The organism is Acinetobacter sp. V89_4 (assembly GCF_029967875.1).
Taxonomy (GTDB): domain Bacteria; phylum Pseudomonadota; class Gammaproteobacteria; order Pseudomonadales; family Moraxellaceae; genus Acinetobacter; species Acinetobacter oleivorans.
Genome location: NZ_JASCAI010000019.1, coordinates 23,585 through 50,574, shown reverse-complemented (window position 1 = coordinate 50,574; position 26,990 = coordinate 23,585). Strand labels below are relative to the sequence as shown.

Below are 26,990 nucleotides of genomic sequence, written 5' to 3'. Positions count from 1 at the left end.
AAAATGCAGATGAGTGTGTCGAGTATATTGGAGCGTTTAGGCCTTGTTTCACAAAATCGCGCTGTTCATATCCAATTCTCAAATCAGTCTTTAAATCAGCAAGTCTTCTTACAACGTATTGAAGGCGAGCATACCCTCAACCAAGGCAGCGTTGCTGAATTACTGTGTCTGTCGACGAACGCGCATATTGCATTAAAACAATTTATTGGCTGTCAGGTTGCCGTTGATCAGGTGACGGACACTGGCCAGTTCTTTAGAACCACAGGCATTATTACCGAAGCGAGCCAAGGGCAAAGTGATGGCTCACTCACCATTTATAATTTAACCTTAAAAGACCCAACTGCACTCTGGCATAAACGCCGTAATAGTCGCGTGTTTATGAACAAAAGCGTGCGCGATATTAGCGAAATTCTGTTTAAAGAATGGCAGGGGAAAAGCCCGCTATTTGCCTCAAGCTTAACGCTCGATACATCTGGCTTAACGAAAGACTACGATGTGCGTCCATTTGTGATGCAGTCAAATGAAAGCGATTATGACTTTTTAACCCGTTTATGGCGTAGCGAAGGCATTAACTGGCTGGTTGATGAATCACAGCTTTTTGTCGCTGACCCGAATGCATCCATTCAACCACAAGTGTTACGTTTAATTGACGATAACCAAAATTATCAGGCGCTTGAACGCCGTAACTTACGTTACCAACGTAGCAGTGCTACAGAACAGTTCGACACCATTACCCAAGTTAAAGCTGAGCGCCGCTTACAACCAACCTCGGTTCATGTGCAACGCTGGCAAGCTGATGCCCTACAACAAGAAGAAGGCAGCGGTAGCGTACAAGGTAAGCAGCAGCACAGCGAACACTATGACAATGCCAGCCTAAACCTTGAAGATGCATGGCACGTTAGCCCAGCTTGGATGCAGGACTTAAACGGTGAAGACCAAGCCACCGCTTCTGGTAATAGCCAGATTGAACAGCTTAACCAGCACATCAATGCTTACTATCACCTGAGTTCTAAACAATTTACCGTTTCAGGTAACGTTCGTGATGCACAGGTGGGTTACTGGTTTGAACTCAATGACCATCCAGAACTCGATCAACATGACAGTGCTGATAAAGAATTCTTGATCTTAAGCAAGCATTACTATAACCAGAATAATTTACCGAAAGAATTACAACAGCAACTTGAGCGACTATTACCAAAAGACAAGCTCAACGCAGCCGAAATCGACAACCAAAACCCTGAGCAGCGCCACTTTGCTGAACTGAACGTTGTTCGACGCAACATTAAAGCTGTGCCTGAATATAGCCCGCTAGAACACCGACCAGCCGCTTACCCGCAGCGCGCTAAAGTGGTTGGGTTAGAGGGCGAAAGCATTCATGTCGATCAGTGGGGACGTATTAAAGTCCGTTTCTTGTTTACCCGAACTGACGACCATAGTCATGACGGTGGAGCAGGAAGTAACGACAATGACACCGACTCGGCTTGGGTCGATGTACTCACCCCGTGGGCAGGTGCAGGTTATGGCGCACGTTTCTTACCTCGCGTGGGTGAGATTGTTGTCATCGATTTCTTTGACGGGAACATTGACCGCCCATTTGTGGTGGGCCGTATTCATGAAGCTGAACGTCACCCAACGCAATTCGACCAAAAAGGCCAACTACCCGACACTAAAAAGCTCAGCGGCATCCGCTCCGAAGAAGTCGACGGCAAAGGCTTTAACCAACTCCGTTTTGATGACACCACAGGACAAATCAGTGCCCAGCTACAAAGTAGCCATGCAGCAAGCCAGCTCAACTTGGGTAACTTAAGCCATCCAAAAGACAAAGCGGAAAGTGATGGCCGTGGTGAAGGGTTTGAACTCAGAACAGACCAATGGGGCGCAGTTCGAGCTGGCAGTGGTTTACTCGTTAGTACCCATAAACAGGACCAAGCCCAAGGCGTACACCTAGATGCAAATGAGGCTAAACAACAAATCGACGGTGGCCTCAACAATGCCAAGGCACTCAGCGAAGTAGCCAAAAATCAGCAAACTGACCCATTAGAACATTTAGAAAACCTAAAATCTTTTATTGAAAAACTTGAGCAGCAAGACAACGCAAAAGCCAAAACCTTTAAAGAGGCGATTATGTTGTTGGCGAGCCCAAATAGCATCGCGCTGAGCAGTAACGAAGACATTCACTTAAGCGCAGATGGCCAGATAAACCAAACTGCTGGAGACAGCATTAATTTGTCTACCCAAAAGAATTTAATCGCGCATGCCCAAAATAAAATTAGCCTTTTTGCGGCTCAAGAAGGGGCAAGACTGTATGCAGGCAAAGGCAAAGTCGAGATACAAGCACAAGGCGATGGAGCGGATTTAATTGCCCGTAAAGCTGTTCAGATTATTTCAGCAGAAGACAAAATTGAAGCGACAGCAGCCAAAGAAATTGTGCTCACCGCAGGTGGCTCTCAGGTCAAAATTACCGGTTCGGGTATTTTTATGACCACAAGCGGTAAGTTTGAGGTGAAAGCTGGGCAGCATAAGTTTATGGGAGGCGGGAGTGTGAATAGTTCATTACCGTATTTACCTGAACAAGGAAAACAAAAATATGGTGTATGGTTTGATGTAATGGATAAACAAGGAAATAAACTGAAACCAGGCACGGAATATATTATTTTTGATGAACATGATAAAGAAATTGAGCGCGGTAAGTTAGATAGAACAGGCTTGGTCAAGTTAGAAACAGAAGAGCCGAATAAGCAATATAAAATACATGTGGTGATAAACGATGGGCACTGAAGTACAGGCTTATGCTAATTTGGTTAAGACAACAATGGGAACGGTTAATCCTGTGCCAGCAGTTGTACCAGTTCAACTTAAAGTTTATACCCAAAGTTTTACCGCCTTTGTTGGCGGGGCTGCTGATAAATATCCTTTTATATATGGAGATGTTAAACCACCAGGCGTGGGAGATTCTTTAGGGCCTACAGAAATTGTTGGAAATTATGCAAAGAACTTTAATACGGGGAATGCAAAAAATTTAAAACAATATTATGGCTATGAAGAGGCTTATAATAATAGAAAAGTAGCTGCTCCTGCAGCCTCAGGTAAAAGAAATGCTTTTAAAGATATTCTTGATGTTTATACAAAGAATCCACAAACTCAAATTAATATTATAGGTCATAGTCTAGGTGGTTGGAATTCATCAGGTTTAGTTGCAGAACTACACAAAGCAGGGGTACCAGTCAATTTATTAATTACTATTGACCCTGTTGGAGTTTTATTATCAAAAGCAACTCCAAATATATTAGCTACTCCAGCAGTAAGAGCACAAATTTATTTACTAGCACCACGACCTGTTGCAGATAATTGGATAAATATTTTTTGTAAACCAAATAATAATGTTGTCACCGATCTAAAGAATACGGTGCAATGGGAGGGCTATAAACCCAAATGGAAAGGATATAATCCTAGCCCTACTAGTTATACAACAGATGATGTAATTGCTGATGCTGGAGGGCAATGGGATAGTTATCCAAAAGAACACAGCAATACATTTCATGAAACTAAATTTAGTCATGCCTGGTTTAGCAAAATGATGCGTGAAACAATACCTAGTATATCTAAATCACCAGAGCAAATATTGCAAGCCGAATTAAAAAAGGTTCAAGTAAAATGAAATTTTTATCATGTATATGTATATTTTTATTATTTGGTTGTACTTCTAAAAACATAGACTCTCAATCTACCGATATTAATTTTGGAAAATTTAAATATTTCCAATCTATGTATAGTGGAGAAAAAACATACCAAGGTTTTGTTACAAGCTCTTCTTCTTTAAAAGAAATTTCTGAAAAAAATGCATTTCCTATTTCTAAGCTAAATTGTTTGGAAAATCAGTTTATGGTAAGAGGTGGATTAGACTTAGATTCAGAAGAAATTAATAATCAATTATATAGATATATGGCACATGTCGAAATATGTAAAAATGATGATTGTTCAGTCGATATTAAAAAAGCAAAAATTGATACTGAATGCAGAGTTGAATTAAGAAAAAATTACTCAAATGATGCTTATCAATCAAATAAAGCAAAGTTGACGAATGCTAATTTTGAATAAAATGGATGTATAAATATTTGTTAATTGTGCTCAGCCTTTTATTGTCAGGTTGTAATCCTTTAGCCAAAAATGAGAAAGAAAATTTTAAGGATATGGCCCTTAAGAATTTAACTTATTCTCATATGGATGGTATGAGTGGTGATGTTTTTAAATTTAATTTAGAAACAACTGATGATTTAAAGAGTGTTTATCAAAACGGGAGTTATAAATATTCACATTTTAAGTGCGATAATATTAAAAATTATCTTATTGTAGGTGCTATCTCAGTCGAAGGAGAAAAGTTAAAGAATGGAAAACATACTTTGTCTGGATACTTCAAAGTTTGCGAAGATGAATCAATGAATGTATGTATCGCTAAGAACCAATTGGAAAAATTATTAACTAACAATATTTCGTGTAGAGTAGTCTTTGGTGGCTTATTACAAAGCAGTAAAGTTGTGGCAGATAATATTTTAATATCAAAAGAAGCTATAAGAAAATCCAATTTCCAATAGAGTTTTAAATGAAAAAAATTCTTTACCTAACAGGAGTAATTTTTTTAACTGGATGTAGTGAAAAAATTTCAAATTTCACAATAGATCATATTATGAAAAGTAATGAAAAATTAAATTTTGCTATGAAAATTGAAGATAAGGACGTTTTAAATAAAATAAAAAAATCATCATCAAAAAAGTTCATTTGTGAAAATATGATTGATCCTCAGCAAATATTAGATGTGGATGTCGATAGATTCGAGAATAATCAAATTGAGGTATCTGTAGAGAGTTCTGCACAAATAATGATAATAGAAGCTGTGAACCTATAGATATCAGTTCAGTTAAAAAAATCAATTTAGAATGCCAAGCCATTTTCTCTGCAATGATTGGCAATGTGTCTAAATCAGAAAAATTTCCAATTGTATGGGAAGAAAAATAATTAAATAATTTTGCACTCTATAAGCATAAATTTAAAAAGTAGAAGGAGCGTAATAAATTACGCTTCTTCTACCATAAGAAAATTATTTAAGCAGCTTGAATTGCTTCTCCACAAAGAGAAACTGTTTCTTGTTTATGTTGATGTAAATACCAGAACTGCTCCGCAACCGTTTCTGGATGCACCGTGTAGGTTTTATCTTTCGCTTCAGGAGTTCCATCTATAAAACCATTTACAATCACTTGGCTCACGTAAACATTTGAGTCAGCGAGACTATGAGCAAGCAAGTTGGTGGCTTTGTATTGAGCGGCAGCCGTAGTTGCTAATGATGAATATTCTTTAGCAACTAAATCGATACCCACTGCATCAAAAGCAAAAATTCCGTTTGTCGATAAAATACTACCGTGGTTCTTTTCTAAATCACCTAAGCAAGCTTGCACGGTCGCAATATAGCTCGAAACACGAATATGAAAGCTTTTAGTAAGCTCTAGTGGAGGGGTTTTTAAGATATTGCCTTCAATATCATGGAAAGCATTCCAATGGATATTTTTAATCTCTCCTAATCGGTCTTTAATACGATTAATAAGATTTGGTATATCTTCAAGAACCGCTAAATCACATGTAAAAGCGTAAGCTTCAATACCTTGTGTTTTAAGTTCTAAAATGGCTTTTTCGAGTTTTTCAGTATTACGTGCCACTAACCCGATTTTATAGCCTTCTTTACCAAACTTATGTGCTACGGCTTTGGAAATACCTGTTCCATAACCAAAAATTATAATATTGTTGTTCATTATAAAGTTCCAAAAAACCAATTATTTGGTTAGAAATAGTTTATAATATGTTTTTATAATGTATTCAAGCGAAAAAATTAAATCTAAAAATAATGCAGAAAGAACAAGACAAAAATATGAAAAATACTAATTAAGTCAGTTGGTTTTGAATGGTCCAGCTGGCATAGCTTTTATTAAATATTTTTAATTTTATAAAAAATATAGAGTCGCAATTTTCAAATTGAAAAAATCTTTGCTGATAAAATAATTTTTTAATTTGACTTCTCTATCTTCCTATCATAAATTAATTGGAATGATCGTTCCTAATAAGTGTGTTTTATGCGAACTAAAGAATTTGAAACTGATGAAATTGCTGATGCTGCAATGCAGGTTTTTTGGCGTCGCGGTTATGCTGCAACTTCAGTTCAAGACTTAGTTGATGGTACGGGACTATCTAGAAGTAGCCTTTACAGCACTTTTCAAAACAAACAAGGTCTTTATCAAAAAGCGTTACAGCGCTATGAACTTTTAACTACACTAAATAATGTGAAGTTGTTGTCTGGTTCAGGTTCTGCGAAAGTACTTATTCGACAGTTACTTCTTAATATTGTTGAAGATGAGCTAAGTGACCCAGAACACAAAGGGTGTCTTGTCGCAAATGCATGTTTAGAACTGGCTGGCCATGATGAAGATGTCGCTCAATTTGTTGTAAGTAACCTACAGAAACTACAACATGCTTTAGAGAGTTTATTCATTAAAGCTCAAAAGTCTGGTGAAATTCCTTCTACCCAAAACCCACGCGCGTTAGCAAGTTTTTTTGTAAATACTATTCAAGGATTACGTGTTTTGGGAAAAGGCAGCCCGCTTGAACAAAGAAAGCAATCTTTAATGGATGTGGTCGAGGTTGCTTTAAACGTTTTATAAAACTCATTTAAACCTTAACTATGGTTGAGCTGAATAGTTAAGGTTTTTATTTAACTTAAATTGGAACGGTCATTCCGTAATAATGACTTTAGTTCATATGGAGAACAAATGTCTTCCCATCCTAACCTGATAAAACAAGCTTATAGCGATGCAGAACAGAGTAAGTACTCTGCAAAAAAATTTGAGAGTAAAGCTTTATGAATATTAAGAGTAATGAAACATCTCATCAGTTAACTGAAGAATTCTCTACTCAATTACCGATTTGGAAACTGTTGGCTTTTACAGTTGCAGGCTTTCTGACCATCATGACAGAAACCATGCCAGCAGGACTTTTGCCTCAAATCAGTCAAGGCTTACATATTTCAGAAGCTTATGCGGGGCAGCTTATAGCCGTGTATGCCTTAGGTTCTGTTTTAGCCGCAATACCGCTTATTAGCCTTACCCGTAGTTGGAATCGGAGACCCTTATTACTCAGTGCTATTGCAGGGTTACTTTTATTTAATGCGATTACTGCCTTATCAAATGACTATACTCTGACTTTGATTGCTCGTTTTATTGCAGGGATGGCAGCGGGTGTTATTTGGGGGCTTTTAGCAGGTTATGTAAGACGCATGGTCTCTACATCGTATCAAGGACGAGCTTTAGCAATTGCTGGGGTTGGCCAACCTATTGCTTTATCAATTGGTGTTCCTTTGGGTGCATGGTTGGGAACGTTGTTTGAGTGGCGTGGCGTATTTTGGATTATGTCTTTATTGGCATTAATTTTATTTGTCTGGATTCGTTTTAGTATTCCTGATTTTGCAGGGCAGTCAGCACAAAAAAGATTGCCCATTTTAAAAGTTCTTTTAATGCCGGGCATTAGAGCTGTTTTAGCAGTCGTCTTCCTTTGGATATTGGCGCATAGCATTCTTTATACTTATATTTCACCTTTTTTGGCCTCGACAGGGCATACATACAAAGTTGAGACTATCCTGTTTATATTCGGCATTTCTTCAATTGTCGGCATTCTCATTACAGGCATGTTTATCGACCGTTCATTAAGAAAAATAACGCTTTTAAGCTTATTTCTCTTTGCTATCGCAACGGCACTTTTGGGTGTTTATAGTTCTTCAAGTTTTGTTGTACTGGCGGGTGTTGTGTTATGGGGAGTTACTTTTGGTGGGGCTCCGACATTATTACAAACAGCTTTGGCAAATACTGCGGGTCACCAAGCAGATGTAGCGCAGTCTATGTTGGTCACGGTATTTAACCTTGCTATCGCATTTGGTGGAATGATTGGCGGAGGACTGCTTGAAAGTTTTGGGGCAGCTTCTTTTTCGTGGTTTATGCTGGCTTTTGCCCTGATTGGGTTATTTACTGTTTACCATGCTCGGAAACATGGTTTTATTTCTTCATAAAAGACTTTTGCCCTTCATGACTAAAAATGAAGGGTAATTTACTTTTATAGTTTGATGCACTTTTGTCAAAAACAGTTAATGTTTTGGTAAAATAAACCGAAAAATACAAATAAAATGGAATTTAAATATAACTAGTTATGAGTAAATGGGAATAAATTCTTTTAAATTTGCTGAATGGCGTAAAAATTCCCAAAAATATTAAAAATTCGCTTTTCTTAGAAAAACAATCCCGCAGGGTGCTGGCTAAACTATATCTCAAGGGTGTGATAGGGATCGAAAAGAGTAGCATGCACCAAAACGTATAACGTTAGTGTGTACTCACCCAAAAGGTCTCGATTCGGCTTAGGACGCTATAGATCAAAAGTTTATAGGCAAAAGGTTCTAACTTACAAAGTTATAATTGTTGAAGTAAACCATAGATGGTTTCCCTTGACACCCTAAAAAATTCTCTATAATAAAAACGATACTTTACAAGAATATAATTCATGAATAAGCCTTATCTTTCTGCTTTACCTACCGACAGCCAAATCTCATCTCAATTGAACAATGCTTACTTCCACGACTCGTGGAGTATTGTGCTGGGTCAGCCCGACCTGAATGTATTTGGGCAGCTCATTAAATTGTTCCGGCATACTCCGCAGTGGATAGAGTGGAGCATGAATGTGCGTAATAAAATTACTTCAAAAATTGGGCTTAAAGATTTAGGAAGTTTTAAGCAAATTGATTCGAATAAAAAAGAAAATGAGTATGTCGCAGGCGACCGAATTGGAATTTTTACCTTACGACAACGTACCGAAAATGAGTTAGTGATTGGAGACGATGACAAGCACTTAAATGTGACTTTATCTGTTTATAAAAATGAAGATACCCAAGTACTCACCATAACCACAGTAGTACATATTAAAAATTGGCTTGGAAGACTGTACATGGTGCCTGTGATTCCTGCCCACCGAAAAATAGTACCAGCAACTTTACAGATATTGGGTTAGAGCACTATTTTTATTTACGATGTGTTAGGCCGAAATCGTTTATATACTAATCTTATTATCATAATAATGGGCTGAATAATATGGACAATAAAAATCAGTATCGCCAATGCGCCGTATGCGGAAAGAGTTTTCCCTTGAAAGATCTGGTCTCTGGTGAAGTCATTCGAGATGTCATTGGTGAAGAAATCTTGAAAGATTATCCAGAGTGGTCTTTTTCAACTTTTATTTGTCGTGCTGATTTGGCGGACTACCGTATTAAATATGTGCAGTCCCTATTACGTTCAGAAAAGGGGGAGCTAACCACTTTGGAGAATGAAGTAATTGGTAGTATGCAACGGCATGAACTCATTACTCGTAATACAGAGACAGAGTTCGATCAGAATTGGACTTTGGGTGAAAAGTTAGCAGATAAAATAGCTTCATTTGGTGGAAGTTGGGTCTTTTTAACTTGTTTTGGGCTGTTTTTAGTGGCTTGGATCCTTTTTAATACCGTAGTGATGGTGGTGCATCCTGTTGATCCTTATCCATTTATTTTGCTTAACCTGATTTTGTCATGTTTGGCTGCAATTCAGGCACCTGTCATTATGATGAGTCAGAACCGTCAAGAAGCCAAAGATCGCTTACGTTCGCAACATGACTATCAAATTAATTTAAAAGCTGAGCTTGAGATTCGTCATTTACATGAAAAAATGGATCATCTTTTATCGCATCAGTGGGAAAGGCTTGCACATATTCAAGAAATTCAGCTCGATCTTTTAGCTGAAATGAATAAAAAGCGATAAAGATTTTTCGAGTTTCACGTGGAACATGATGAGAGCTTATAGATTGCTTTGCGGTAGGCCTGAAATTTCTTTATGATCTGCCGCCATGCTCCCTTGCTATTTCTACGACCATGCCTTTAAACGACAACTTTGTTTATGCTCCGCCACAAGATCCACTCTCAGTTTTATTTGAAGATGACGATTTAATTGTGGTTGATAAACCTGCGGGTTTGTTGTCGGTGATGGGTCGTTTACCTGAGCATCATGACAGTGCTTATTTAAGGGTGCTGGAAAAGTTCCCTTTGGCTAAAGTGACGCATCGTTTAGATATGGCGACGTCGGGCTTACTTATGTTTGCCAAGCACCGTGATGCAGAAGTCGCGGTAAGTAAAATGTTTCAGGCCAGAACAGTCAAAAAGCATTATATTGCGTTGGTGCAAGGCCAAATCACAGAAGAGGGTAGTGTTGAAGTTCCGCTCATTACTGACTGGGAAAATCGCCCAAGACAAATTGTACATTTTGAATTGGGCAAACATGCTAAAACCTTGTTTCAGCCTCTCACTTATGACGAAAAAACAGATCAGACTCGAGTGTTACTTGAACCAGTCACAGGCCGTTCGCACCAGCTCCGTGTGCACATGATGCACATTGGACACCCGATTATGGGCGACAAGCTGTATCACCCTGAACCTAAACGTTTTCATTTAAGCCGTATGGCTTTACATGCTGCCTATCTGGCTTTTCAGCATCCATTGAAAGGCACAGATGTAGTCATTCAATCCCAAGTGCCTTTTTAAAATTTACATACAATTAAAAATTCAATTTGATGCAATTGGGAACGGAATATATACCCAAACTGCAATAAAAGTCGGGTATTCTAAGTCCGAATAATATTAATACTGCGACAACAACAAGGATCACTTTATGACTCGTGACTACGAACAATTTCCAGATGACGATAACGGCAATGTACTTTGGCAAATGGCTGAAGATGGGGATGATTTAACCGAGCTGCATGAAATTGAATTTTCTATTGCTTTTCAAGATCAAAAGAATGCAGAGCAATGTGCACTCTATTTACTTTACCAAGAACAAAAAGTTTCACTTTTCCAAGATGACTCTGTTGAGCCAAACGAATGGGTAATTACCATTTTTGTGAATATGGAACCTGAGTATTCAGACATTGTTGACTTGGAGCAATGGTTTGCCAGCATCGCTGAAAAATTTCAGGGCGAATATGACGGATGGGGCTGTATGGCCTATGTCTTTGAGGAAGAAAGTGAAGAAGACGACCTCTTACAATAAGGTCTAAAAAGAGTAGGAGATACTCATGCACTTATCTCAAAAACAAATTGCGGTACGGTTTTTAGAACTTGCCGCAGCAGGCGAAGTTGATGAAGCCTACAGCAATTACACTGCGCCTAACTTCAAGCATCACAATCCTTATTATGCGGGTGATGCAACTTCGTTGAAGGAAGGTATGCGTGAAAGCGCGGCTGAAAATCCCAATAAAGTCTTTGATGTTCAGCATGTGATTGAAGATGGGACTTTAGTCGCCGTGCATTCGAAACTTGAAATGCAAATGAATGACAAACCTACCATTGTGGCCGTGGTTCATATTTGCCGTTTTGAAAATGGAAAAATTGCTGAGCTCTGGGACATCGGGCAAATGCAGCCTGAACAGCTTGTGAATGAAAATGGCATGTTCTAATAAAAAAGCCCGAAATAATTCGGGCTTTTTTATTTTATAGATGAATTAAAACTTCCACTGTGCGGAGATTGAAGCATTCAGTGGCTCACCCGGTTGAACCCACAAATCGCTATAGCTTGAAACATAGTAAGTTTTATCAAATAAGTTGTTTACGTTCAGTTGATAGCGTAAACGGTCAGATGGGGCATAGTAAGCATTTAAGTTCACGAGGGTATAGCTTGGTAAATTAAAGCCATTATCAAGATTATGTCCACTGCGTTCACCGACATATGTAAGGTTGGCACCTACACCTGCTTTTGTTGAACCTTCTTGTAGAAATTCATAATTGGTGCTTACTGCACCTTGGTGTTTTGGCACATTGCTCAGACGAGCGCCTTTTGGCAAGTCTTGGTCTTTTTCAATTTGTGCATCGGTATAACTATAGTTGGCATTGATGAACCAACGGTCATTGATTTGGCTATTTAAGTCAAACTCAATTCCTTTACTGCTCACTTCGCCTGCTGCAGTTTGAAAGTTACTGTCAATTGGGTCAGTTGTCAGTACATTTTGTTTTTTCATTTTAAACAGAGCAACACTCAGTACACTTTGGTCGCTTATTTTATATTTGGTGCCTACCTCGTAGCTTTCGCCTTTTTCAGGAGCGAAAGTTTGTCCATTTCGGTTCATGCCACTATTTATGGCAAATGAGCGACCATAGTTGCTATAAAACGCCCATTGGTCAGAGGCTTTAAAATTTACTCCGAAACGCGGACTATTTTGATGAAGTGTCTGGTTGCTTTCAGTCTGTGTCAGGTGATTTTTAAAGTCTTGTTCGACCTGATCAAAACGGTTACCAAATAGCACGCTCCACTGGTCATTAAAAAAGATCTGGTCTTGTACATTAAGCGCAAAGTAACGCTGCTGTTCTTTGGTATTAGTAAACGGAGCTAAGTTCGGTAAATATTTGCCATATTCAGGTTGGTAAATATCAATTGTGTTAGGCATGCTAGCACTGTGATTACGACGAAGCTGGTTTTGTTTATAGTCGAGTTGACCAAGCTCGGTTGAAAGTAAAATTTCATGGCGCGCCCACGAAGTATCAACCTTGCCAAGTAACTCTGTCTGAGCCAGCACATCTTGACTTGTATAATCACGATAGCGACGTTGACGCTCTAAAGTACGGCCATCGGCTTGCATACGACGAGGTTCGGTTGCAAAGCCGACCATTTTGGCATCTTTATAGCTGACTGCACTATTTAGCTTCCAGTCAGGGTTAAATTCGTGACTCAGACGTAATTGGTAAAAGTAATCTTTTATTTTCAAATCGCCGTCGTCAGGTTCACCTGTAAAGGTTTTCGGGTCCATCACAAACTGGTGATTGACTGTGCTGACACCACGGTCAAAGGTTCCTTTATGTTCTGTAAATTCACTATCAAAGTCGAGTTGTGTCTGGTCTGAAATTTTCCATGTGAGCTGTGGTGAAAAGAACCAGCGTTCACTGCTGACATGATCACGGAAGCTTTGGTTATCTTCGTGAGCCACTGCTACACGATAGGCCAGTTCATCGTTAATTGGCGCCGTGTGTTCTAGACTAATTCGATATTGTTCTTGGGTATTGGCACGTAGGTTAACTTCACTTTCGCTTTCCCACTGCGGTTTTTTACTGTTGAGGTTAAGCAAACCACCAGTTTCGCCGCGACCATATAGCGCAGCCATTGGCCCTTTTAAGAACTCTAAAGATTCAATATTTACGACATCTTTTGGCGCACTAATCCCTCGGTTGACACTCAAGCCGTTACGGATCATAGAAGCACCTAAATTGGGATCGGTACTAAAACCACGGAAAGAGTAGTTATCCCAAAAGCCGCCACCAAAACTGTTTTGATGAAAAACCCCACTCACCAAGCTTAATGCGTCATCAATCCGTTGAACGTCTTGTTGTTCCATCATTTGTTTTGAAACATAAGCACGGTTAAAAGGGACATCTAAAACATCGTGAGAAAATTTAGTCGCCGAGCTATTTTGGCTCACACTTTCTTGGGTACTTTCAGCCTGAACGCGTATGGTCTCAAGTACTGTTGAGGTTTCGTCTCCCCAAGAGAATGTTGATATAAAAGATAACCCTAATGAAGACAACAATCCTAATTTATGTTGCATAAATAATCAGCCATGAAAGACAAAAGAACTATAATGTAATAGTATAACGTTACATTATTTTATTTATTACCGCTATGCCTATAGAAAAAAATATTGAACGTTTACAGTCGATTGATGCATTGCGTGGTTTGGTCATCCTGATTATGTTGCTCGACCATGTAAGAGAAACATTCTATTTACATAAACAAGTTACTGACCCAATGGACGTAACAGTAACAGAACCAGCATTATTTGGCAGTCGATTATTAGCACATATTTGCGCTCCGGTTTTTGTACTTTTAACCGGGATTTCTGCATTTTTATTTCAGTCAAAAAAACAAAATTTACAGCAAACACGTGCTTTTCTATTAAAACGCGGCTTATTTTTGATTGTATTAGAGCTTACGCTTGTGAATTTTGCATGGACAGCGACTTTTCCACCCGAAGTCATTTACTTACAGGTGATTTGGGCGATCGGTATTAGCATGGTGGTGCTAGCTTGTTGTGTAAGTTTGCCTTTGCCAGTTCTTGCTGGTGTAGCGTTGGTCATTATTTTTGGGCACAACTTATTAGATTCTGTGCACTTTTCACAAGGCATCCTACAGAATATATGGTTTGTTTTACATGAACGTAGCTGGCTTGAGTTTGCGGGTATTAAGCTTCGCACAAGTTACCCTGTTTTACCTTGGATTGGGGTAATTTTATTAGGCTACGTTTTAGGTCAGTTCTTTAGTTCAAAATATACAGCAAAGCAAAGAGGCCGCGCTTTACTCAGCCTTGGTTTAGCAAGTATTGGGTTATTTGTTTTACTGCGTTTTATCAACGTCTATGGTGACCAGCCGTGGCAACATTTTGAGTCATTACAACTGAGCCTCATGAGCTTTTTTAACCTCACCAAGTATCCACCGTCTTTGTTATTTATTTTGCTGAATGTTGGAATTGGTTTGCTTGTGCTGGTTGCTTTTGAACGTATGCAGCAGCACTCGTTTTTAAAACCATTGGTGGTGTTTGGCTCGGTGCCGATGTTCTTTTATTTATTGCATTTATATGTGCTGAAACTGATGTATATGTTTGCACTCAGTCTATGGGGAGCCAACTACGGAAATTATTTGTCGGTCAGCCATGTGTGGATGTTGTGGTTAATCACAATTGTGCTGTCTTTTGCACTCTACCCAGCGGTTAAATGTTTCTCGAAATTCAAACATCAAAATAAACATATTTCGATTTTAAAATATTTCTAATTTCTAAAATGTGAGTAAAGCGAGTTCAATAATGCTCGCTTTACTTGCTTACATCTAAATATAAAGTTTCTTTCACTTCTTCCATGACCACATAACTGTGTGACGATGCCGATGCGGGGAGTTTCTTTAATAGATCGCCTAATAAGCGGCGGTATGCGCTCATTTCTTTTAAACGTGCTTTTACAAGGTAGTCAAATTCACCTGAAATAAGATGACATTCGAGCACTTCAGGAATCTCAACTAAATCTCTGGCCACTTGATCAAATACATCACCAGATTTGGCAGATAACTTAATTTCTAAAAAGACGAGCAGGTTACGGTCTACGTAAGCTGGGTTTAGACGGGCGTAATAACCCATGATAATGCCATCGCGCTCAAGGCGTTTTACACGCTCTGAACAAGGGGTGGTAGAGAGGTTGACTCTCGATGCCAATTCACTAATCGCAATTCGTCCTTCGCGCTGCAAAATGTCCAGAATCATGCGATCTATACGATCTAAGGGACGCATAGATATTTCCTCTTTTTTTAAAATTCTCGCGAGAAAAACATAAATTTACCTAGATTATACCCTGAAAAACAGTGAAATAAACTATTGAAGCAGAAATATACTAGTTAAATAAACTGGTGTGCGTGAGGGAATGGAAATGCGCGTAATTGTATTAGGTAGCGGCGTTATCGGAGTGGCAAGTGCCTATTATCTAGCTCAACAAGGAGCTGAGGTCACTGTTCTTGACCGTCAGTCAGGTCCTGCTGAAGAAACAAGCTTTGGTAATGCAGGTCAAATTTCGCCAGGGTATTCGACCCCTTGGGCAGCACCAGGAATCCCTTTTAAAGCTGTGAAGTGGATGTTCCAACATCACGCACCGCTTGCGATTAATTTAGATGGCAGCATGTGGCAGTTACAGTGGATGGCTCAAATGCTAAAAAACTGTAATCCACAAAGTTATGCTGTAAACAAAGAACGTATGATGCGTGTGGCTGAATACAGCCGTGATTGCTTACGTGAACTTAGAAAAGATACAGGCATTAATTACGAAAACCGCGCTAAAGGTACTTTGCAGTTATTCCGTAAAGAAGCGCAAATGGAAGCGGTTCAACGCGACATTAGCGTGCTACAAGAGTGCGGCGTAAGCTACGAGTTATTAAATGGCAACGAACTTGGCCGTGTAGAACCAGCGTTGGCAAATGCGCAAGATAAACTCGTTGGTGGTTTACACTTACCAAATGACGAGACAGGTGACTGTTATTTATTTACCAATGCTTTAGCTCAAATTGCTAAAGAGTTGGGTGTTAACTTCCAGTTCAACCAAAACGTAGAAAAATTGATTGTTGAAGGCGATGAAATTAAGGGCGTTCAGGTCAATGGTAAGGTCTTAACAGCAGATCGTTATGTTTTAGCGTTTGGTAGCTATTCACGTGATTTCTTGAAACCACTTGATCTACAGTTGCCTGTATATCCTGTGAAAGGTTATTCGTTGACGATTCCAATTGCTGACCCAGCTTTTGCTCCGCAATCTACGGTGCTTGATGAAACCTACAAAATCGCGATTACTCGTTTTGACCAACGTATTCGCGTAGGTGGTATGGCTGAGTTAAGTGGTTTCAATTTAGGTCTGAACGAAGACCGCCGTGCAACTTTGCAAATGGTCACTCAGGACTTGTTCCCAGGCGGTGATATGGCACAGGCATCTTTCTGGACTGGTCTACGTCCAATGACACCAGACAGCACTCCAATTATTGGCGCGACTCGCTTTAAAAATCTGTTCTTGAATACAGGTCACGGTACTTTAGGTTGGACCATGGCATGTGGTTCAGGAAAATTAATTAGTGACATCGTATTGAATCATAAGACTGAAATCAGTACCGATGGCCTTTCAATTCAGCGTTATTCACACGCGCATGCTGCATAACGGACGTTAGGAAAGTAATCATGCCTCGTCCTATTACCGCAGTGATCCACCGTCAAGCCTTACAAAATAACTTGGCGGTGGTACGCAAGGCTATGCCAAACAGTAAGGTCTTTGCCGTTGTAAAAGCCAATGCTTATGGACACGGAATTGAACGTGTTTATGAAGCATTTAAAGCAGCAGATGGCTTTGCCTTACTTGATCTTGATGAAGCAAAACGCATTCGTGCTCTAGGTTGGACAGGTCCAATTTTGTTGCTCGAAGGGATTTTCTCTCCTCAAGATTTATTTGATTGTGTGCAGTATCAACTCAGTTTCACCATTCATAGTGAAGCGCAAATCGAGTGGGTAGAAAAGCATCCTTATCCAGCTCAATTTGATGTTTGTCTAAAAATGAACAGTGGTATGAACCGCCTTGGTTTTAAACCACAGCACTATGTTCAGGCATGGAAACGTTTAAATAGCTTGGCAAATGTGTCCAAGATTACGCACATGATGCATTTTTCAGATGCAGATGGCGATCGTTTCGGCCAGCAAGGCATTGATTATCAAATCACTGCATTTGAAGAAATTATTAAAGATTTACCGGGTGAAAGGTCAGTAAGTAATAGCGCAGCAATTCTGCGCTATCAAGACCAGCTCAAATCAGATTATGCGCGTAGCGGCATCATGCTCTATGGCAGCTCGCCAGACTACCCGACGCATAGTATTGCGGACTGGGGCTTACAACCGACCATGAGCTTACGCAGCGAAATTATTTCCGTTCAGCATTTAGAACCGAATGAAAGCGTAGGTTATGGCTCAAACTTTGTCGCAGAGCAACCTATGATGATTGGGATTGTGGCTTGCGGCTATGCCGATGGTTATCAGCGTATTTCACCAACAGGTACGCCTGTTTTAGTGGACTCTGTCCTCACTCGTACAATTGGCCGCGTCAGCATGGATATGTTGGCAGTCGATTTAACGGGCATTGAGAGTGCCAAAGTCGGCAGTGAAGTTGTGCTTTGGGGCCAATCAAGTACAGGCGTCGTTTTACCTATTGATGATGTCGCAGTTTCATCCGGTACGGTGGGCTATGAACTGATGTGTGCTGTCACCGCCCGTGTTCAATTTATTAATCAGGTATAAGGAAATCCGAATGTCGAATTCAGATATACAAAAGATTAACACTAACGAAGTCATGAGCGCCGTGACTGTTTTTAACAAAGTGGTTTATCTGTCAGGTCAGGTACCTAAAAATACCGAGCAAGACGTGGCAGGCCAAACTCGTGAAATTCTTGCAACGATTGATGAACTTTTGGCATTAGCCAATACCGACAAATCTCGCTTGCTCTCTGCACAGCTCTATTTGAAAAATCTTTCTGACTTTTCAACCGTAAATGCAATTTGGGTTGACTGGTTAAAAGGGTGTGTTGCTCCATCGCGTGCCACAATTCAGGCCGATTTGGTCAATCCAGATTGGTTAATTGAAATTGCCGTGACGGCAGCACAAAAGTAATTCGTTTTTACTCCAAAAATGATGATGTATCTAACAGAAGGAAGATAGATACGGTTTATCCAGTCATTTTTGGTGAACAGATTCAGTGACCTATGGCATACGGTTCGATTTTCGCCATAGGTTGCTGATCTTAACAAAGGAATTCAAAAAGGAATTTTAATATGACAACGGCTCGTCATTCAGATACGGAAAACTCTCCTGATCATCTGCAACGAAAACTGTCTAACCGTCATTTACAACTGATTGCAATTGGCGGTGCAATTGGAACCGGCCTATTTATGGGTTCGGGCAAAACCATCTCCCTCGCTGGTCCTTCAATTCTTTTAATCTATATGATTATTGGAGGAATGTTCTTTTTCTTAATGCGGGCAATGGGCGAGTTGCTCCTTGCAAATCTGCATTACAAATCTTTTGTTGATATGGCTCATGACTTGATTGGTCCTTGGGCCGGTTACTATTTGGGTTGGACCTATTGGTTAGGTTGGGTGCTGGTGGGTATTGCGGACCTTTCAGCGGTCATTAACTATTTGAGCTTCTGGCTGCCCGATGGCACGAGCTTTTCGCCAACGCAACAAGCCATGATTAGCGCAGGTTGTGTAATGTTTGTTATGGGTCTTAACCTACTGACTGTACGCCTATTTGGTGAAATTGAATTTTGGTTTGCACTCATTAAGATTTTAGCCATTATTGGCCTGATCGGAGTGGGTGGCTATATGATTTTCAGCCATTTCCAAGCTCCACAAGGCGCTGTTGCAAGCATTAGCAATGTTTGGTCGCATGGCGGTTTATTTCCAAAAGGTACAGAAGGCTTCTTGGCAGGATTCCAGATTGCCGTGTTTGCTTTTGTAGGGGTTGAACTGGTTGGTACAACGGCTGCTGAAACCAAAGATCCAGAGAAGAATTTACCGAAAGCAATTAACGCGATTCCTGTACGTATTATTTTGTTCTATGTACTCGCACTCTTTATTGTGATGTCAGTAACGCCTTGGGATCATATTCGCGCAGACAAAAGTCCGTTTGTTGAGTTGTTCTTAAATGCGGGTATTCCTGTTTCAGCTATCATCATGAACTTGGTGGTACTGTCTTCGGTGATGTCTTCAATGAACAGCGGTGTGTTTTCAACCAGTCGTATGCTGTTCGGCTTATCAAAAGACGGTCAGGCGCCAAGTGCCTTGGGGCGTTTATCAAAACGTGCAGTACCTTCAAATGGTTTGATTTTCTCTTGTATTTTCATTATGGGCGGGGCAGTACTTCAGTACTTTGTTCCAAACACCATGGAAGCATTTACTTTGGCAAGTTCACTCTGTGTGATTCTATTCATTAGTGTCTGGAGTCTTATCATGGTGTGCTATTTACGCTATCGTAAATTACGTCCTGAATTACATGAAAAATCTACTTTTAAAATGCCCGGTGGCATTTGGATGAGCTATATCGTTTTGGCATTTATGCTTTTCACTTTAGTCATCTTGGCACTTGAGCCAGATACATTAAAAGCGCTCTATGTCAGTCCAGTATGGTTAGTTATCTTAGGTGTTACCTATCATGTGCTCTATAAACCACGCATGAAAAAACTAGGACGCGAACTCGTCAACGATCATTAAGTTTTATTAAAAGCCAATCAAACATGATTGGCTTTTTTTATTTTCTTTCGATTTTTTATCGGAATAATGTTGTTTATTTTTAACTCAATAGAGCAGTTTAGAGGGGGGCGTAAAAGCGACATCTAGCATTATCACATGCTACACTCCGGCTAATCTGGAGAATCCAGATATGTTAATTAAAATTGCCGTGAAGGCAGTACATAAATAATGTGACTTAAAAAAACAGGACAAACGATTTATCAATTAAGGAAAAAATATACTTGAACATCTTGTCCTGAGGTATAGACTCAGCAACCCACGATATACGGTTCGTTTTTCTCCCTATAGGTTGCTGATTTTAAGTTAAGCAAAATATAAAAAGGACTTCTAATATGACAATGGTTCATCATCCCGATGAGGCAGGCTCCCCTGATCATTTACAACGGAAATTAAATAATCGCCATCTACAAATGATTGCAATTGGCGGTGCAATTGGAACCGGTCTATTTATGGGCTCGGGCAAAACCATCTCCCTCGCTGGTCCTTCAATTCTCGTGATTTACATGTTAATTGGTGGCATGTTTTTTTTCTTAATGCGTGCATTAGGTGAATTACTACTCGCTAATTTGCATTACAAGTCATTTGTCGATATGGCATATGATTTGATTGGCCCATGGGCTGGTTATTATATAGGTTGGACCTATTGGTTAGGCTGGGTACTGGTCGGTATTGCAGATTTATCTGCGGTCATTAACTATTTAAGTTTCTGGCTGCCCGAAGGCGCCAGTTTCTCACCAACACAACAAGCCATGATTAGTGCAGGCTGTGTACTATTCATTTTAGGGCTTAACCTTCTTACGGTGAAGTTGTTTGGTGAAGTTGAATTCTGGTTCGCACTCATTAAGATTTTGGCCATTATTGGCCTGATTGGAGTCGGTGGTTACATGATCCTCACTCATTTTCAAGCTCCGCATGGTGAGGTTGTTAGTGTAAGTAATGTGTGGTCGCATGGTGGCATATTTCCAAAAGGCGTAAGCGGATTTTTGGCAGGTTTCCAGATTGCCGTATTTGCCTTTATTGGCGTCGAATTGATTGGTACAACAGCCGCTGAAACGAAAGATCCAGAGAAAAATCTACCGAAGGCAATTAACGCGATTCCTGTACGTATTATTCTATTCTATGTCCTAGCACTCTTTGTGGTGATGTCAGTAACACCTTGGGATCACATTCGTGCAGATAAAAGTCCATTTGTTGAGTTGTTCTTAAATGCAGGTATTCCAGTTTCAGCCATCATCATGAACTTGGTCGTACTATCTTCAGTGATGTCTTCAATGAACAGCGGTGTGTTTTCAACCAGTCGTATGCTGTTCGGTTTATCGAAAGATGGTCAGGCGCCAAGTGCATTGGGGCGTTTATCAAAACGTGCCGTACCTTCAAATGGTTTAATCTTCTCATGTATTTTCATTATGGGTGGGGCAGTGCTTCAGTACTTTGTTCCAAACACCATGGAAGCATTTACTTTGGCAAGTTCACTTTGTGTGATTCTCTTTATTAGTGTATGGCTTCTGATCATGGCGTGCTATTTACGTTACCGTAAGTTGAGTCCAGAGTTACATGCTAAATCGACTTTTAAAATGCCGGGCGGGGTGTTGATGGCGTATGTTGTCATTGCATTTTTCTTGTTCACTTTAGTGATTTTGGCACTAGAGCCAGATACATTAAAAGCACTCTATGTTAGTCCATTATGGCTAGTTGTTTTAGGCGTTAGCTATCATGTGTTTTATAAACCACGCATGAAAAAACTAGGCCAAGAAAGTTTTGATTAATTATTACTAATTTCAAAAAAGCCAATCATCCGTGATTGGCTTTTTTATTTACACTCTCTAATCAACCAACAAATGCTGATATTTATCGGCTTGTTTACGCAAATAATCCCAGACCAGTTTAATGCGCGGTTCATGCTGTAAATCAACAAAAGTCAGCATCCAGAAGGTATGAGTAAAGCGAACTTGCTGCTCTAAAACGACGTTAAGTTCTGGTTTATCATCTGCTAAAAACTTTGGCAAAATCGCAAGCCCTGCACCAGCACTCACCGCAATTTGTTGGGCTAAAATACTGCTGCTACGGAAGTTGGCATTAAGCTTTAAGGGTAACCGTTCTAAACAGTACAACTCAGGGCTATACACCAGATCATCAATATAGTTAACAAAACGGTGTTGGGTTAAATCTTCTAAACCACGAATGGGTGGGTTTTGCGCCAGATAGTTTTGGCTGCCATAAATTTTTAAGCAGTAGTCTGATAACCGCGTAATGATGTAGGGCCCAGACGTTGGACGATCAATTGACACCACAATGTCTGCCTCACGGTGGGAGAGCTTAATCATTTTCGGTACTGGAATCAGATCGATGGTGAGCAGTGGATATTGAATAGAGAACTCAGCCAGTAAACGGGCTAAAAACGCAGTGCCAAAACCTTCAGGTGTGCCAATTCGCACACGACCTTGCAAAGGTTGATGTGGTTTCTCAATTTGTAAGAAAGCTTGTTCCATTTGCTCAACTCGAGGAACAAGTGCCATCCCTTCGAGTGTCAACTCATAACCAGTCGCTTCACGCTTAAACAACGTTGTACCCAAAGCAAGTTCTAGTGCCTGAATCCGTCTAGCTACTGTACTGTGCTCGACACCAATAATCCGCGCAGCGTTGGTCAGCGTTTTAGTCCGAGCTAAAACCAGAAAAAAATGTAGATGATCCCAATCCACTTTCATTTTTGTTGTCATCCTTGTGCATATTTGCACAACAATCGTGCATGAATTTCCGTTGGTGGTCAAAGTTTTCTTTGCTAGTCTCAATTGAAACTGGAATAAAGAAAATACGATCAAGAAGTATTTTCTAATAATTGAACACAATAAAAATATGGCCTACGGAGAGGTTATGAACACAATCCAAAAAATCGAATTGGAAACCGCTAAATTACTCATTAACGGAAATTTTATCGAATCTGAAACACAGGAATGGCAAGACATTGTTAACCCTGCAACTCAGGAAGTGATTGGTCGTGTACCATTTGCAACGGTTAAAGAAGTTGACGCTGCTATTCAAGCTGCACAAGATGCTTTTGCTTCTTGGCGTCAGACCCCAATTCAGGCACGTATGCGCATCATGCTTAAGTTACAAGACTTAATCCGTGCCAACATGAAGGAAATTGCACAAGTCCTAACGGCTGAACAAGGCAAAACTTTGGCCGACGCAGAAGGTGATATTCAACGTGGTTTAGAAGTGGTTGAACATGCGTGTTCAATAGGCACTTTGCAAATGGGTGAATATGTTGAAGGTGTTGCGCGTGGTGTAGATACTTACACATTGCAGCAACCTTTGGGTGTCTGTGCGGGTATTACGCCGTTTAACTTCCCTGCCATGATTCCACTTTGGATGTTCCCAATGGCAATCGTGTGCGGCAATACCTTTGTTTTAAAACCATCAGAACAAGATCCGTTATCAACCATGATGCTAGTCGAGCTTGCGATTCAAGCAGGCATTCCAGCAGGTGTGCTGAACGTTGTGCATGGCGGTAAAGAAGTGGTTGACCGTCTGTGTACACATAAAGACATTAAAGCGATTTCATTTGTAGGTTCAACTGCTGTTGGAACGCATGTTTATAACCTTGCAGGACAACATGGCAAACGTGTGCAGTCGATGATGGGTGCAAAAAACCATGTGGCTGTTATGCCAGATGCCAATAAAGAGCAAACCTTAAATGCCTTGGTCGGTGCAGCATTTGGTGCAGCGGGGCAACGCTGTATGGCACTGTCGGTTGCGGTAATGGTGGGTGAAAGTAAACAGTGGATTCAAGAGTTAGTTGAAAAAGCGAAAACCTTAAAAGTAAACGCAGGCCATGAGCCAAATACTGACATTGGCCCAGTCATTTCAAAACGTGCCAAAGCGCGTGTACTTGATTTAATTAATAGCGGTGTTGAGCAAGGGGCAGAGTTGCTACTCGATGGCCGTGATGTTCAAGTTCAAGGCTATGAATCGGGCAACTTTGTCGGCGCGACGATTTTTAGCGGCGTAAATACCGACATGCGTATTTATAAAGAAGAAGTCTTTGGGCCTGTACTTTCCATTATTTGTGTAGACACCCTTGAGGAAGCGATTGCTTTAATCAATGCCAACCCATTTGGTAATGGTGTAGGTCTATTTACACAAAGTGGCGCGATTGCACGTACTTTCCAAAACTTAATTGATGTTGGCCAAGTCGGTATCAACATTCCAATTCCTGTGCCAGTGCCTTTCTTTAGTTTTACGGGTTCAAGAGGTTCAAAACTTGGTGATTTGGGGCCATACGGCAAACAAGCTGTACAGTTCTATACCCAAACTAAAACCATTACCAGTCGTTGGTTTGAAGATAGCCATGAAGTTGGCGGTGTAAATACAACCATTAGTTTACGTTAAGGGGATCACGGATGAATATCGCCTTTATCGGTCTAGGGAATATGGGCGGCAGAATGGCCCATAACCTACTTAAAGCCGGAATCAAAGTTTACGGATATGACCTCAGTGAAGTTGCTATTCAGCACTTCGCCGAGGCAGGTGGCATAGTATGCGACAGCCCACAGGCAGCAGCAAAACAAGCTGATGTGGTCATTAGCATGCTACCTGCGGCCAAGCACGTTAAAGAAGTTTACTTGGGTGAAAATGGTGTATTGGAAGTGCTAAAAGCAGGTAGCTTATGCATTGATAGCAGTACTATTGACCCACAAACCATTAAAGACATTGCCGCTGTTGCACATAGCAAAAATATTAAAATCTGTGACGCACCCGTCTCTGGTGGAACCATTGGTGCCCAAGCAGGAACTCTAACCTTCATGGTGGGTGCCGATGAGCAAACCTTTAATGAAGTAAAACCTGTGCTTAGTCACATGGGCAAAAATATTGTTCATTGTGGTGATGTCGGTGCAGGTCAAATTGCCAAAATCTGCAATAACCTGATTTTGGGTATTTCAATGGCTGCTGTTGCCGAAGGTATGGCACTTGGTGTGAAGTTGGGCATCGACCCACAAGCATTGGCAGGCGTTATTAACACCTCAAGTGGTCGTTGCTGGAGCTCGGATGTGTGTAACCCATGGCCACATATTAATGAAAATGCGCCAGCATCTCGAGGCTACCAAGACGGCTTTGCGACTCAGCTGATGCTAAAAGATTTAGGACTCGCTGTAGAGGCCGCGGGCCAAGTCAAACAGCCAGTTGTATTAGGTGGCATGGTACAGCAGCTCTATCAGCAAATGTGCATGCGCGGGAATGCCAATCTCGATTTTTCGAGCATTATTCAGCAATACCTGCCACAAGAGGCGTAACGGTAAAGCCAAAGGATGGCTTTAAACACATTAAACCCTGTCGTGAATAACAACAAATCCGGACTGAGGGAAAAGATATGATGGATTATCAAAATGCTGCACAGGCTTTCGATTTGGAAAGTACTGCAAAACAGATGTTATCAGGTTCACTTGATGCCTTAAATGCTTGTTATGAATGCTGTGATCGACATGCAGATGGCGACAAAATTGCGCTGTATTGGCAAGGAAAAGACGGACGAAAAGAGCAATATACCTTCCGTGAATTAAAAGAATGGTCGAGTCAATTTGCTAACTTTTTAAAATCACAAGGTGTGAAAGCAGGTGACCGTATTTCAGGTCTATTACCAAGAACACCTGAACTGGTCGTGACGATTTTTGCAGCTTGGCGAATTGGTGCCGTCTATCAACCACTATTTACTGCATTTGGCCCAAAAGCGATTGAGCACCGTATTCAGCTTGCACAAAGTAAGCTGGTGGTGACCGATATGGGCAACCGTAGCAAGCTTGATGAAATTGAAAATTGCCCTGCAATTGTGACGGTGGCCGACGCACAAGGTACTCCGCTTAAAGCAGGCGATTTTAACTTTTGGAATGAAGTGAAACAGCAGTCCGATCAATGCGATCTGGTGATGCGTAGCATTCAAGATCCTTTCTTGCTCATGTTTACTTCAGGTACTACAGGTCCTGCTAAACCCTTGGAAGTGCCATTAAAAGCACTGATTGCCTTTGGTCGATATATGCAAGATGCCATTGGTTTAACCGAAGAAGATTCATTCTGGAATATTGCCGATCCAGGTTGGGCATATGGCCTGTACTACGCGATTACTGGGCCATTATTTTTGGGCCACGCTACTTTGTTCTATGAAGGTGGTTTCAGCACGGATAGCCTATGCCAAATTGTGAAAGATTATAAAATTAACAACTTGGCAGGGGCACCAACGGCCTACCGCATGATGATGGCAGCTGATCCAGCACAAATGGCGCCGTTAAGAGGGCAGTTCCGTGTAGTGAGCAGCGCAGGCGAGCCGCTTAACCCAGAAGTGATTCGCTGGTTTAAACAAGTGCTTGATGCTCCGATTTATGATCACTATGGGCAAACTGAAGTGGGCATGGTGGTGTGTAATCATCATGGTTTAAAACATGAAATTCATGCCGGTTCAGCAGGTTTCCCAAGTCCGGGCTACCGTGTTGCGATTGTCAATGAACAAGGTGAAGAGCTTCCAGCGGACACCCCAGGAATTTTAGCAGTCGACATTAGCCAGTCTCCAATGATGTGGTTCGGCGGCTATAAAGAAAGCCGAAAATCACCATTTGTTGGTCATTACTATTTAACTGGCGACACTGCCGAGTTACATGCCGATGGCAGCATGAGCTTTGTTGGCCGTAGCGATGATGTAATCACCACATCGGGCTATCGGATTGGGCCATTCGATGTGGAAAGCGCTTTACTCGAACATGATGCAGTGGTTGAGGCTGCAGTGATTGGTGTGCCTGACCCAGACCGTACCGAAGTGGTTAAGGCATTTGTAATTTTAGCTACGGATGCTCAACCTTCAGATGCACTTGCTGAACAGCTCAGCCAATTTGTTAAAAGACGACTTTCTGCACATGCGTACCCACGTTTAGTTGAATTTGTGAGTGAATTACCTAAAACTCCAAGTGGTAAAATTCAGCGCTTTTTATTGCGTAATCAAGAAATTGCTAAACAACAAGCTAAAGCAGGGTAAAGGAAATAAC

Annotated in this window: 25 protein-coding genes; 21 read left to right on the top strand and 4 right to left on the bottom strand. The window is 40.7% G+C overall.

Features of this window, described 5'->3' with window-relative positions; genetic code table 11:
* Positions 1 to 3 precede the first annotated feature (3 nt).
* The 5 genes from QLG01_RS07125 to QLG01_RS07105 are packed head-to-tail and all read left to right on the top strand — an operon-like array spanning position 4 to position 4,903.
* Positions 4 to 2,778: a type VI secretion system Vgr family protein gene (locus QLG01_RS07125; protein WP_282496112.1), complete on the top strand. Its 2,775-nt coding sequence runs from the start codon at positions 4 to 6 to the stop codon at positions 2,776 to 2,778.
* Positions 2,768 to 3,658: a hypothetical protein gene (locus QLG01_RS07120; protein WP_217487710.1), complete on the top strand. Its 891-nt coding sequence runs from the start codon at positions 2,768 to 2,770 to the stop codon at positions 3,656 to 3,658. Before QLG01_RS07125 ends, QLG01_RS07120 begins: the two co-directional genes overlap by 11 nt.
* A complete protein-coding gene (locus QLG01_RS07115; RefSeq protein ID WP_238612742.1) occupies positions 3,655 to 4,098 on the top strand; it encodes a hypothetical protein in 444 nt (147 codons plus the stop codon). The genes QLG01_RS07120 and QLG01_RS07115 overlap by 4 nt, the downstream gene beginning before the upstream one ends.
* 5 nt (positions 4,099 to 4,103) lie before the next feature.
* A complete protein-coding gene (locus QLG01_RS07110; protein WP_282496111.1) occupies positions 4,104 to 4,592 on the top strand; it encodes a hypothetical protein in 489 nt (162 codons plus the stop codon).
* A gap of 8 nt (positions 4,593 to 4,600) precedes the next feature.
* On the top strand, positions 4,601 to 4,903 hold the full coding sequence (locus QLG01_RS07105; RefSeq protein ID WP_282496110.1) for a hypothetical protein: 303 nt from the start codon (positions 4,601 to 4,603) through the stop codon (positions 4,901 to 4,903).
* A 196-nt stretch (positions 4,904 to 5,099) separates the two neighbouring features.
* On the opposite strand, the gene QLG01_RS07100 is transcribed toward QLG01_RS07105, so the two are convergent.
* Entirely contained in the window at positions 5,100 to 5,801 is a 702-nt protein-coding gene (locus QLG01_RS07100; protein ID WP_282496109.1) for an SDR family NAD(P)-dependent oxidoreductase, read from the bottom strand.
* A gap of 318 nt (positions 5,802 to 6,119) precedes the next feature.
* Between QLG01_RS07100 and QLG01_RS07095 the strand changes: the two genes are divergently transcribed.
* From QLG01_RS07095 to QLG01_RS07065, 7 genes are all read left to right on the top strand, one after another.
* A complete protein-coding gene (locus QLG01_RS07095; protein WP_282496108.1) occupies positions 6,120 to 6,704 on the top strand; it encodes a TetR/AcrR family transcriptional regulator in 585 nt (194 codons plus the stop codon).
* 197 nt (positions 6,705 to 6,901) lie between these two features.
* Positions 6,902 to 8,101 (top strand): MFS transporter, encoded by a 1,200-nt coding sequence (locus tag QLG01_RS07090; RefSeq protein ID WP_282496107.1) that lies wholly within the window; start codon positions 6,902 to 6,904, stop codon positions 8,099 to 8,101.
* A 485-nt stretch (positions 8,102 to 8,586) separates the two neighbouring features.
* Complete coding sequence (locus QLG01_RS07085; protein WP_282496106.1) at positions 8,587 to 9,090, top strand: DUF2867 domain-containing protein; 504 nt, start codon at positions 8,587 to 8,589, stop codon at positions 9,088 to 9,090.
* An 80-nt stretch (positions 9,091 to 9,170) separates the two neighbouring features.
* A complete protein-coding gene (locus QLG01_RS07080; RefSeq protein WP_023274344.1) occupies positions 9,171 to 9,872 on the top strand; it encodes a DUF1003 domain-containing protein in 702 nt (233 codons plus the stop codon).
* 110 nt (positions 9,873 to 9,982) lie between these two features.
* Positions 9,983 to 10,648, top strand: a complete 666-nt coding sequence (locus QLG01_RS07075; protein ID WP_282496105.1) for an RluA family pseudouridine synthase — start codon at positions 9,983 to 9,985, stop codon at positions 10,646 to 10,648.
* A gap of 127 nt (positions 10,649 to 10,775) precedes the next feature.
* On the top strand, positions 10,776 to 11,156 hold the full coding sequence (locus QLG01_RS07070) for a ribonuclease E inhibitor RraB (protein WP_004706008.1): 381 nt from the start codon (positions 10,776 to 10,778) through the stop codon (positions 11,154 to 11,156).
* A 25-nt stretch (positions 11,157 to 11,181) separates the two neighbouring features.
* Complete coding sequence (locus QLG01_RS07065; RefSeq protein WP_282496104.1) at positions 11,182 to 11,562, top strand: nuclear transport factor 2 family protein; 381 nt, start codon at positions 11,182 to 11,184, stop codon at positions 11,560 to 11,562.
* Positions 11,563 to 11,607: 45 nt separating this feature from the next.
* On the opposite strand, the gene QLG01_RS07060 is transcribed toward QLG01_RS07065, so the two are convergent.
* On the bottom strand, positions 11,608 to 13,698 hold the full coding sequence (locus tag QLG01_RS07060) for a TonB-dependent siderophore receptor (protein ID WP_282496103.1): 2,091 nt from the start codon (positions 13,696 to 13,698) through the stop codon (positions 11,608 to 11,610).
* 74 nt (positions 13,699 to 13,772) lie between these two features.
* Here QLG01_RS07060 and QLG01_RS07055 point away from each other — a divergent pair, with 74 nt between their 5' ends.
* Positions 13,773 to 14,918, top strand: coding sequence for a heparan-alpha-glucosaminide N-acetyltransferase domain-containing protein (locus QLG01_RS07055; protein ID WP_282496102.1), 1,146 nt, complete (start codon positions 13,773 to 13,775; stop codon positions 14,916 to 14,918).
* A gap of 40 nt (positions 14,919 to 14,958) precedes the next feature.
* Here QLG01_RS07055 and QLG01_RS07050 read toward each other — a convergent pair whose 3' ends face one another.
* Entirely contained in the window at positions 14,959 to 15,426 is a 468-nt protein-coding gene (locus QLG01_RS07050) for an Lrp/AsnC ligand binding domain-containing protein (protein WP_001247568.1), read from the bottom strand.
* A gap of 136 nt (positions 15,427 to 15,562) precedes the next feature.
* Between QLG01_RS07050 and QLG01_RS07045 the strand changes: the two genes are divergently transcribed.
* From QLG01_RS07045 to QLG01_RS07025, 5 genes are all read left to right on the top strand, one after another.
* Positions 15,563 to 16,828 (top strand): D-amino acid dehydrogenase, encoded by a 1,266-nt coding sequence (locus tag QLG01_RS07045; RefSeq protein WP_282496101.1) that lies wholly within the window; start codon positions 15,563 to 15,565, stop codon positions 16,826 to 16,828.
* 20 nt (positions 16,829 to 16,848) lie between these two features.
* On the top strand, positions 16,849 to 17,952 hold the full coding sequence (gene alr, locus QLG01_RS07040) for an alanine racemase (RefSeq protein ID WP_282496100.1): 1,104 nt from the start codon (positions 16,849 to 16,851) through the stop codon (positions 17,950 to 17,952).
* A gap of 10 nt (positions 17,953 to 17,962) precedes the next feature.
* Positions 17,963 to 18,322 carry a RidA family protein gene (locus QLG01_RS07035; protein ID WP_000071347.1) on the top strand — a complete coding sequence of 120 codons (360 nt, stop codon included), beginning with the start codon at positions 17,963 to 17,965 and terminating at the stop codon, positions 18,320 to 18,322.
* A gap of 161 nt (positions 18,323 to 18,483) precedes the next feature.
* The gene (locus tag QLG01_RS07030; RefSeq protein ID WP_282496099.1) at positions 18,484 to 19,923 is read left to right on the top strand and encodes an amino acid permease; all 1,440 of its coding nucleotides are present in this window, start codon (positions 18,484 to 18,486) and stop codon (positions 19,921 to 19,923) included.
* A 377-nt stretch (positions 19,924 to 20,300) separates the two neighbouring features.
* Positions 20,301 to 21,728 (top strand): amino acid permease, encoded by a 1,428-nt coding sequence (locus QLG01_RS07025; RefSeq protein ID WP_081399393.1) that lies wholly within the window; start codon positions 20,301 to 20,303, stop codon positions 21,726 to 21,728.
* Positions 21,729 to 21,785: 57 nt separating this feature from the next.
* Here the strand turns inward: QLG01_RS07025 and QLG01_RS07020 are convergent, their stop codons facing one another.
* A complete protein-coding gene (locus QLG01_RS07020; protein ID WP_282496098.1) occupies positions 21,786 to 22,667 on the bottom strand; it encodes a LysR family transcriptional regulator in 882 nt (293 codons plus the stop codon).
* Between the two features lie 166 nt (positions 22,668 to 22,833).
* Between QLG01_RS07020 and QLG01_RS07015 the strand changes: the two genes are divergently transcribed.
* The 3 genes from QLG01_RS07015 to QLG01_RS07005 all read left to right on the top strand — a co-directional run bounded on the left by QLG01_RS07015 (position 22,834) and on the right by QLG01_RS07005 (position 26,980).
* Positions 22,834 to 24,351 carry a CoA-acylating methylmalonate-semialdehyde dehydrogenase gene (locus QLG01_RS07015; protein WP_151767853.1) on the top strand — a complete coding sequence of 506 codons (1,518 nt, stop codon included), beginning with the start codon at positions 22,834 to 22,836 and terminating at the stop codon, positions 24,349 to 24,351.
* An 11-nt stretch (positions 24,352 to 24,362) separates the two neighbouring features.
* Positions 24,363 to 25,253, top strand: coding sequence for a 3-hydroxyisobutyrate dehydrogenase (gene mmsB, locus QLG01_RS07010; protein WP_282496097.1), 891 nt, complete (start codon positions 24,363 to 24,365; stop codon positions 25,251 to 25,253).
* A 77-nt stretch (positions 25,254 to 25,330) separates the two neighbouring features.
* A complete protein-coding gene (locus QLG01_RS07005; protein ID WP_282496096.1) occupies positions 25,331 to 26,980 on the top strand; it encodes an AMP-binding protein in 1,650 nt (549 codons plus the stop codon).
* The last annotated feature ends 10 nt before the right edge of the window (positions 26,981 to 26,990 follow it).

Coding starts and splice junctions, on each gene's coding strand:
- QLG01_RS07125 (WP_282496112.1), top strand. CDS start 4: ATGCAGATGAGTGTGTCGAGTATATTGGAGCGTTTAGGCCTTGTTTCA.
- QLG01_RS07120 (WP_217487710.1), top strand. CDS start 2,768: ATGGGCACTGAAGTACAGGCTTATGCTAATTTGGTTAAGACAACAATG.
- QLG01_RS07115 (WP_238612742.1), top strand. CDS start 3,655: ATGAAATTTTTATCATGTATATGTATATTTTTATTATTTGGTTGTACT.
- QLG01_RS07110 (WP_282496111.1), top strand. CDS start 4,104: ATGTATAAATATTTGTTAATTGTGCTCAGCCTTTTATTGTCAGGTTGT.
- QLG01_RS07105 (WP_282496110.1), top strand. CDS start 4,601: ATGAAAAAAATTCTTTACCTAACAGGAGTAATTTTTTTAACTGGATGT.
- QLG01_RS07100 (WP_282496109.1), bottom strand. CDS start 5,801: ATGAACAACAATATTATAATTTTTGGTTATGGAACAGGTATTTCCAAA.
- QLG01_RS07095 (WP_282496108.1), top strand. CDS start 6,120: ATGCGAACTAAAGAATTTGAAACTGATGAAATTGCTGATGCTGCAATG.
- QLG01_RS07090 (WP_282496107.1), top strand. CDS start 6,902: ATGAATATTAAGAGTAATGAAACATCTCATCAGTTAACTGAAGAATTC.
- QLG01_RS07085 (WP_282496106.1), top strand. CDS start 8,587: ATGAATAAGCCTTATCTTTCTGCTTTACCTACCGACAGCCAAATCTCA.
- QLG01_RS07080 (WP_023274344.1), top strand. CDS start 9,171: ATGGACAATAAAAATCAGTATCGCCAATGCGCCGTATGCGGAAAGAGT.
- QLG01_RS07075 (WP_282496105.1), top strand. CDS start 9,983: ATGCCTTTAAACGACAACTTTGTTTATGCTCCGCCACAAGATCCACTC.
- QLG01_RS07070 (WP_004706008.1), top strand. CDS start 10,776: ATGACTCGTGACTACGAACAATTTCCAGATGACGATAACGGCAATGTA.
- QLG01_RS07065 (WP_282496104.1), top strand. CDS start 11,182: ATGCACTTATCTCAAAAACAAATTGCGGTACGGTTTTTAGAACTTGCC.
- QLG01_RS07060 (WP_282496103.1), bottom strand. CDS start 13,698: ATGCAACATAAATTAGGATTGTTGTCTTCATTAGGGTTATCTTTTATA.
- QLG01_RS07055 (WP_282496102.1), top strand. CDS start 13,773: ATGCCTATAGAAAAAAATATTGAACGTTTACAGTCGATTGATGCATTG.
- QLG01_RS07050 (WP_001247568.1), bottom strand. CDS start 15,426: ATGCGTCCCTTAGATCGTATAGATCGCATGATTCTGGACATTTTGCAG.
- QLG01_RS07045 (WP_282496101.1), top strand. CDS start 15,563: ATGCGCGTAATTGTATTAGGTAGCGGCGTTATCGGAGTGGCAAGTGCC.
- alr (WP_282496100.1), top strand. CDS start 16,849: ATGCCTCGTCCTATTACCGCAGTGATCCACCGTCAAGCCTTACAAAAT.
- QLG01_RS07035 (WP_000071347.1), top strand. CDS start 17,963: ATGTCGAATTCAGATATACAAAAGATTAACACTAACGAAGTCATGAGC.
- QLG01_RS07030 (WP_282496099.1), top strand. CDS start 18,484: ATGACAACGGCTCGTCATTCAGATACGGAAAACTCTCCTGATCATCTG.
- QLG01_RS07025 (WP_081399393.1), top strand. CDS start 20,301: ATGGTTCATCATCCCGATGAGGCAGGCTCCCCTGATCATTTACAACGG.
- QLG01_RS07020 (WP_282496098.1), bottom strand. CDS start 22,667: ATGAAAGTGGATTGGGATCATCTACATTTTTTTCTGGTTTTAGCTCGG.
- QLG01_RS07015 (WP_151767853.1), top strand. CDS start 22,834: ATGAACACAATCCAAAAAATCGAATTGGAAACCGCTAAATTACTCATT.
- mmsB (WP_282496097.1), top strand. CDS start 24,363: ATGAATATCGCCTTTATCGGTCTAGGGAATATGGGCGGCAGAATGGCC.
- QLG01_RS07005 (WP_282496096.1), top strand. CDS start 25,331: ATGATGGATTATCAAAATGCTGCACAGGCTTTCGATTTGGAAAGTACT.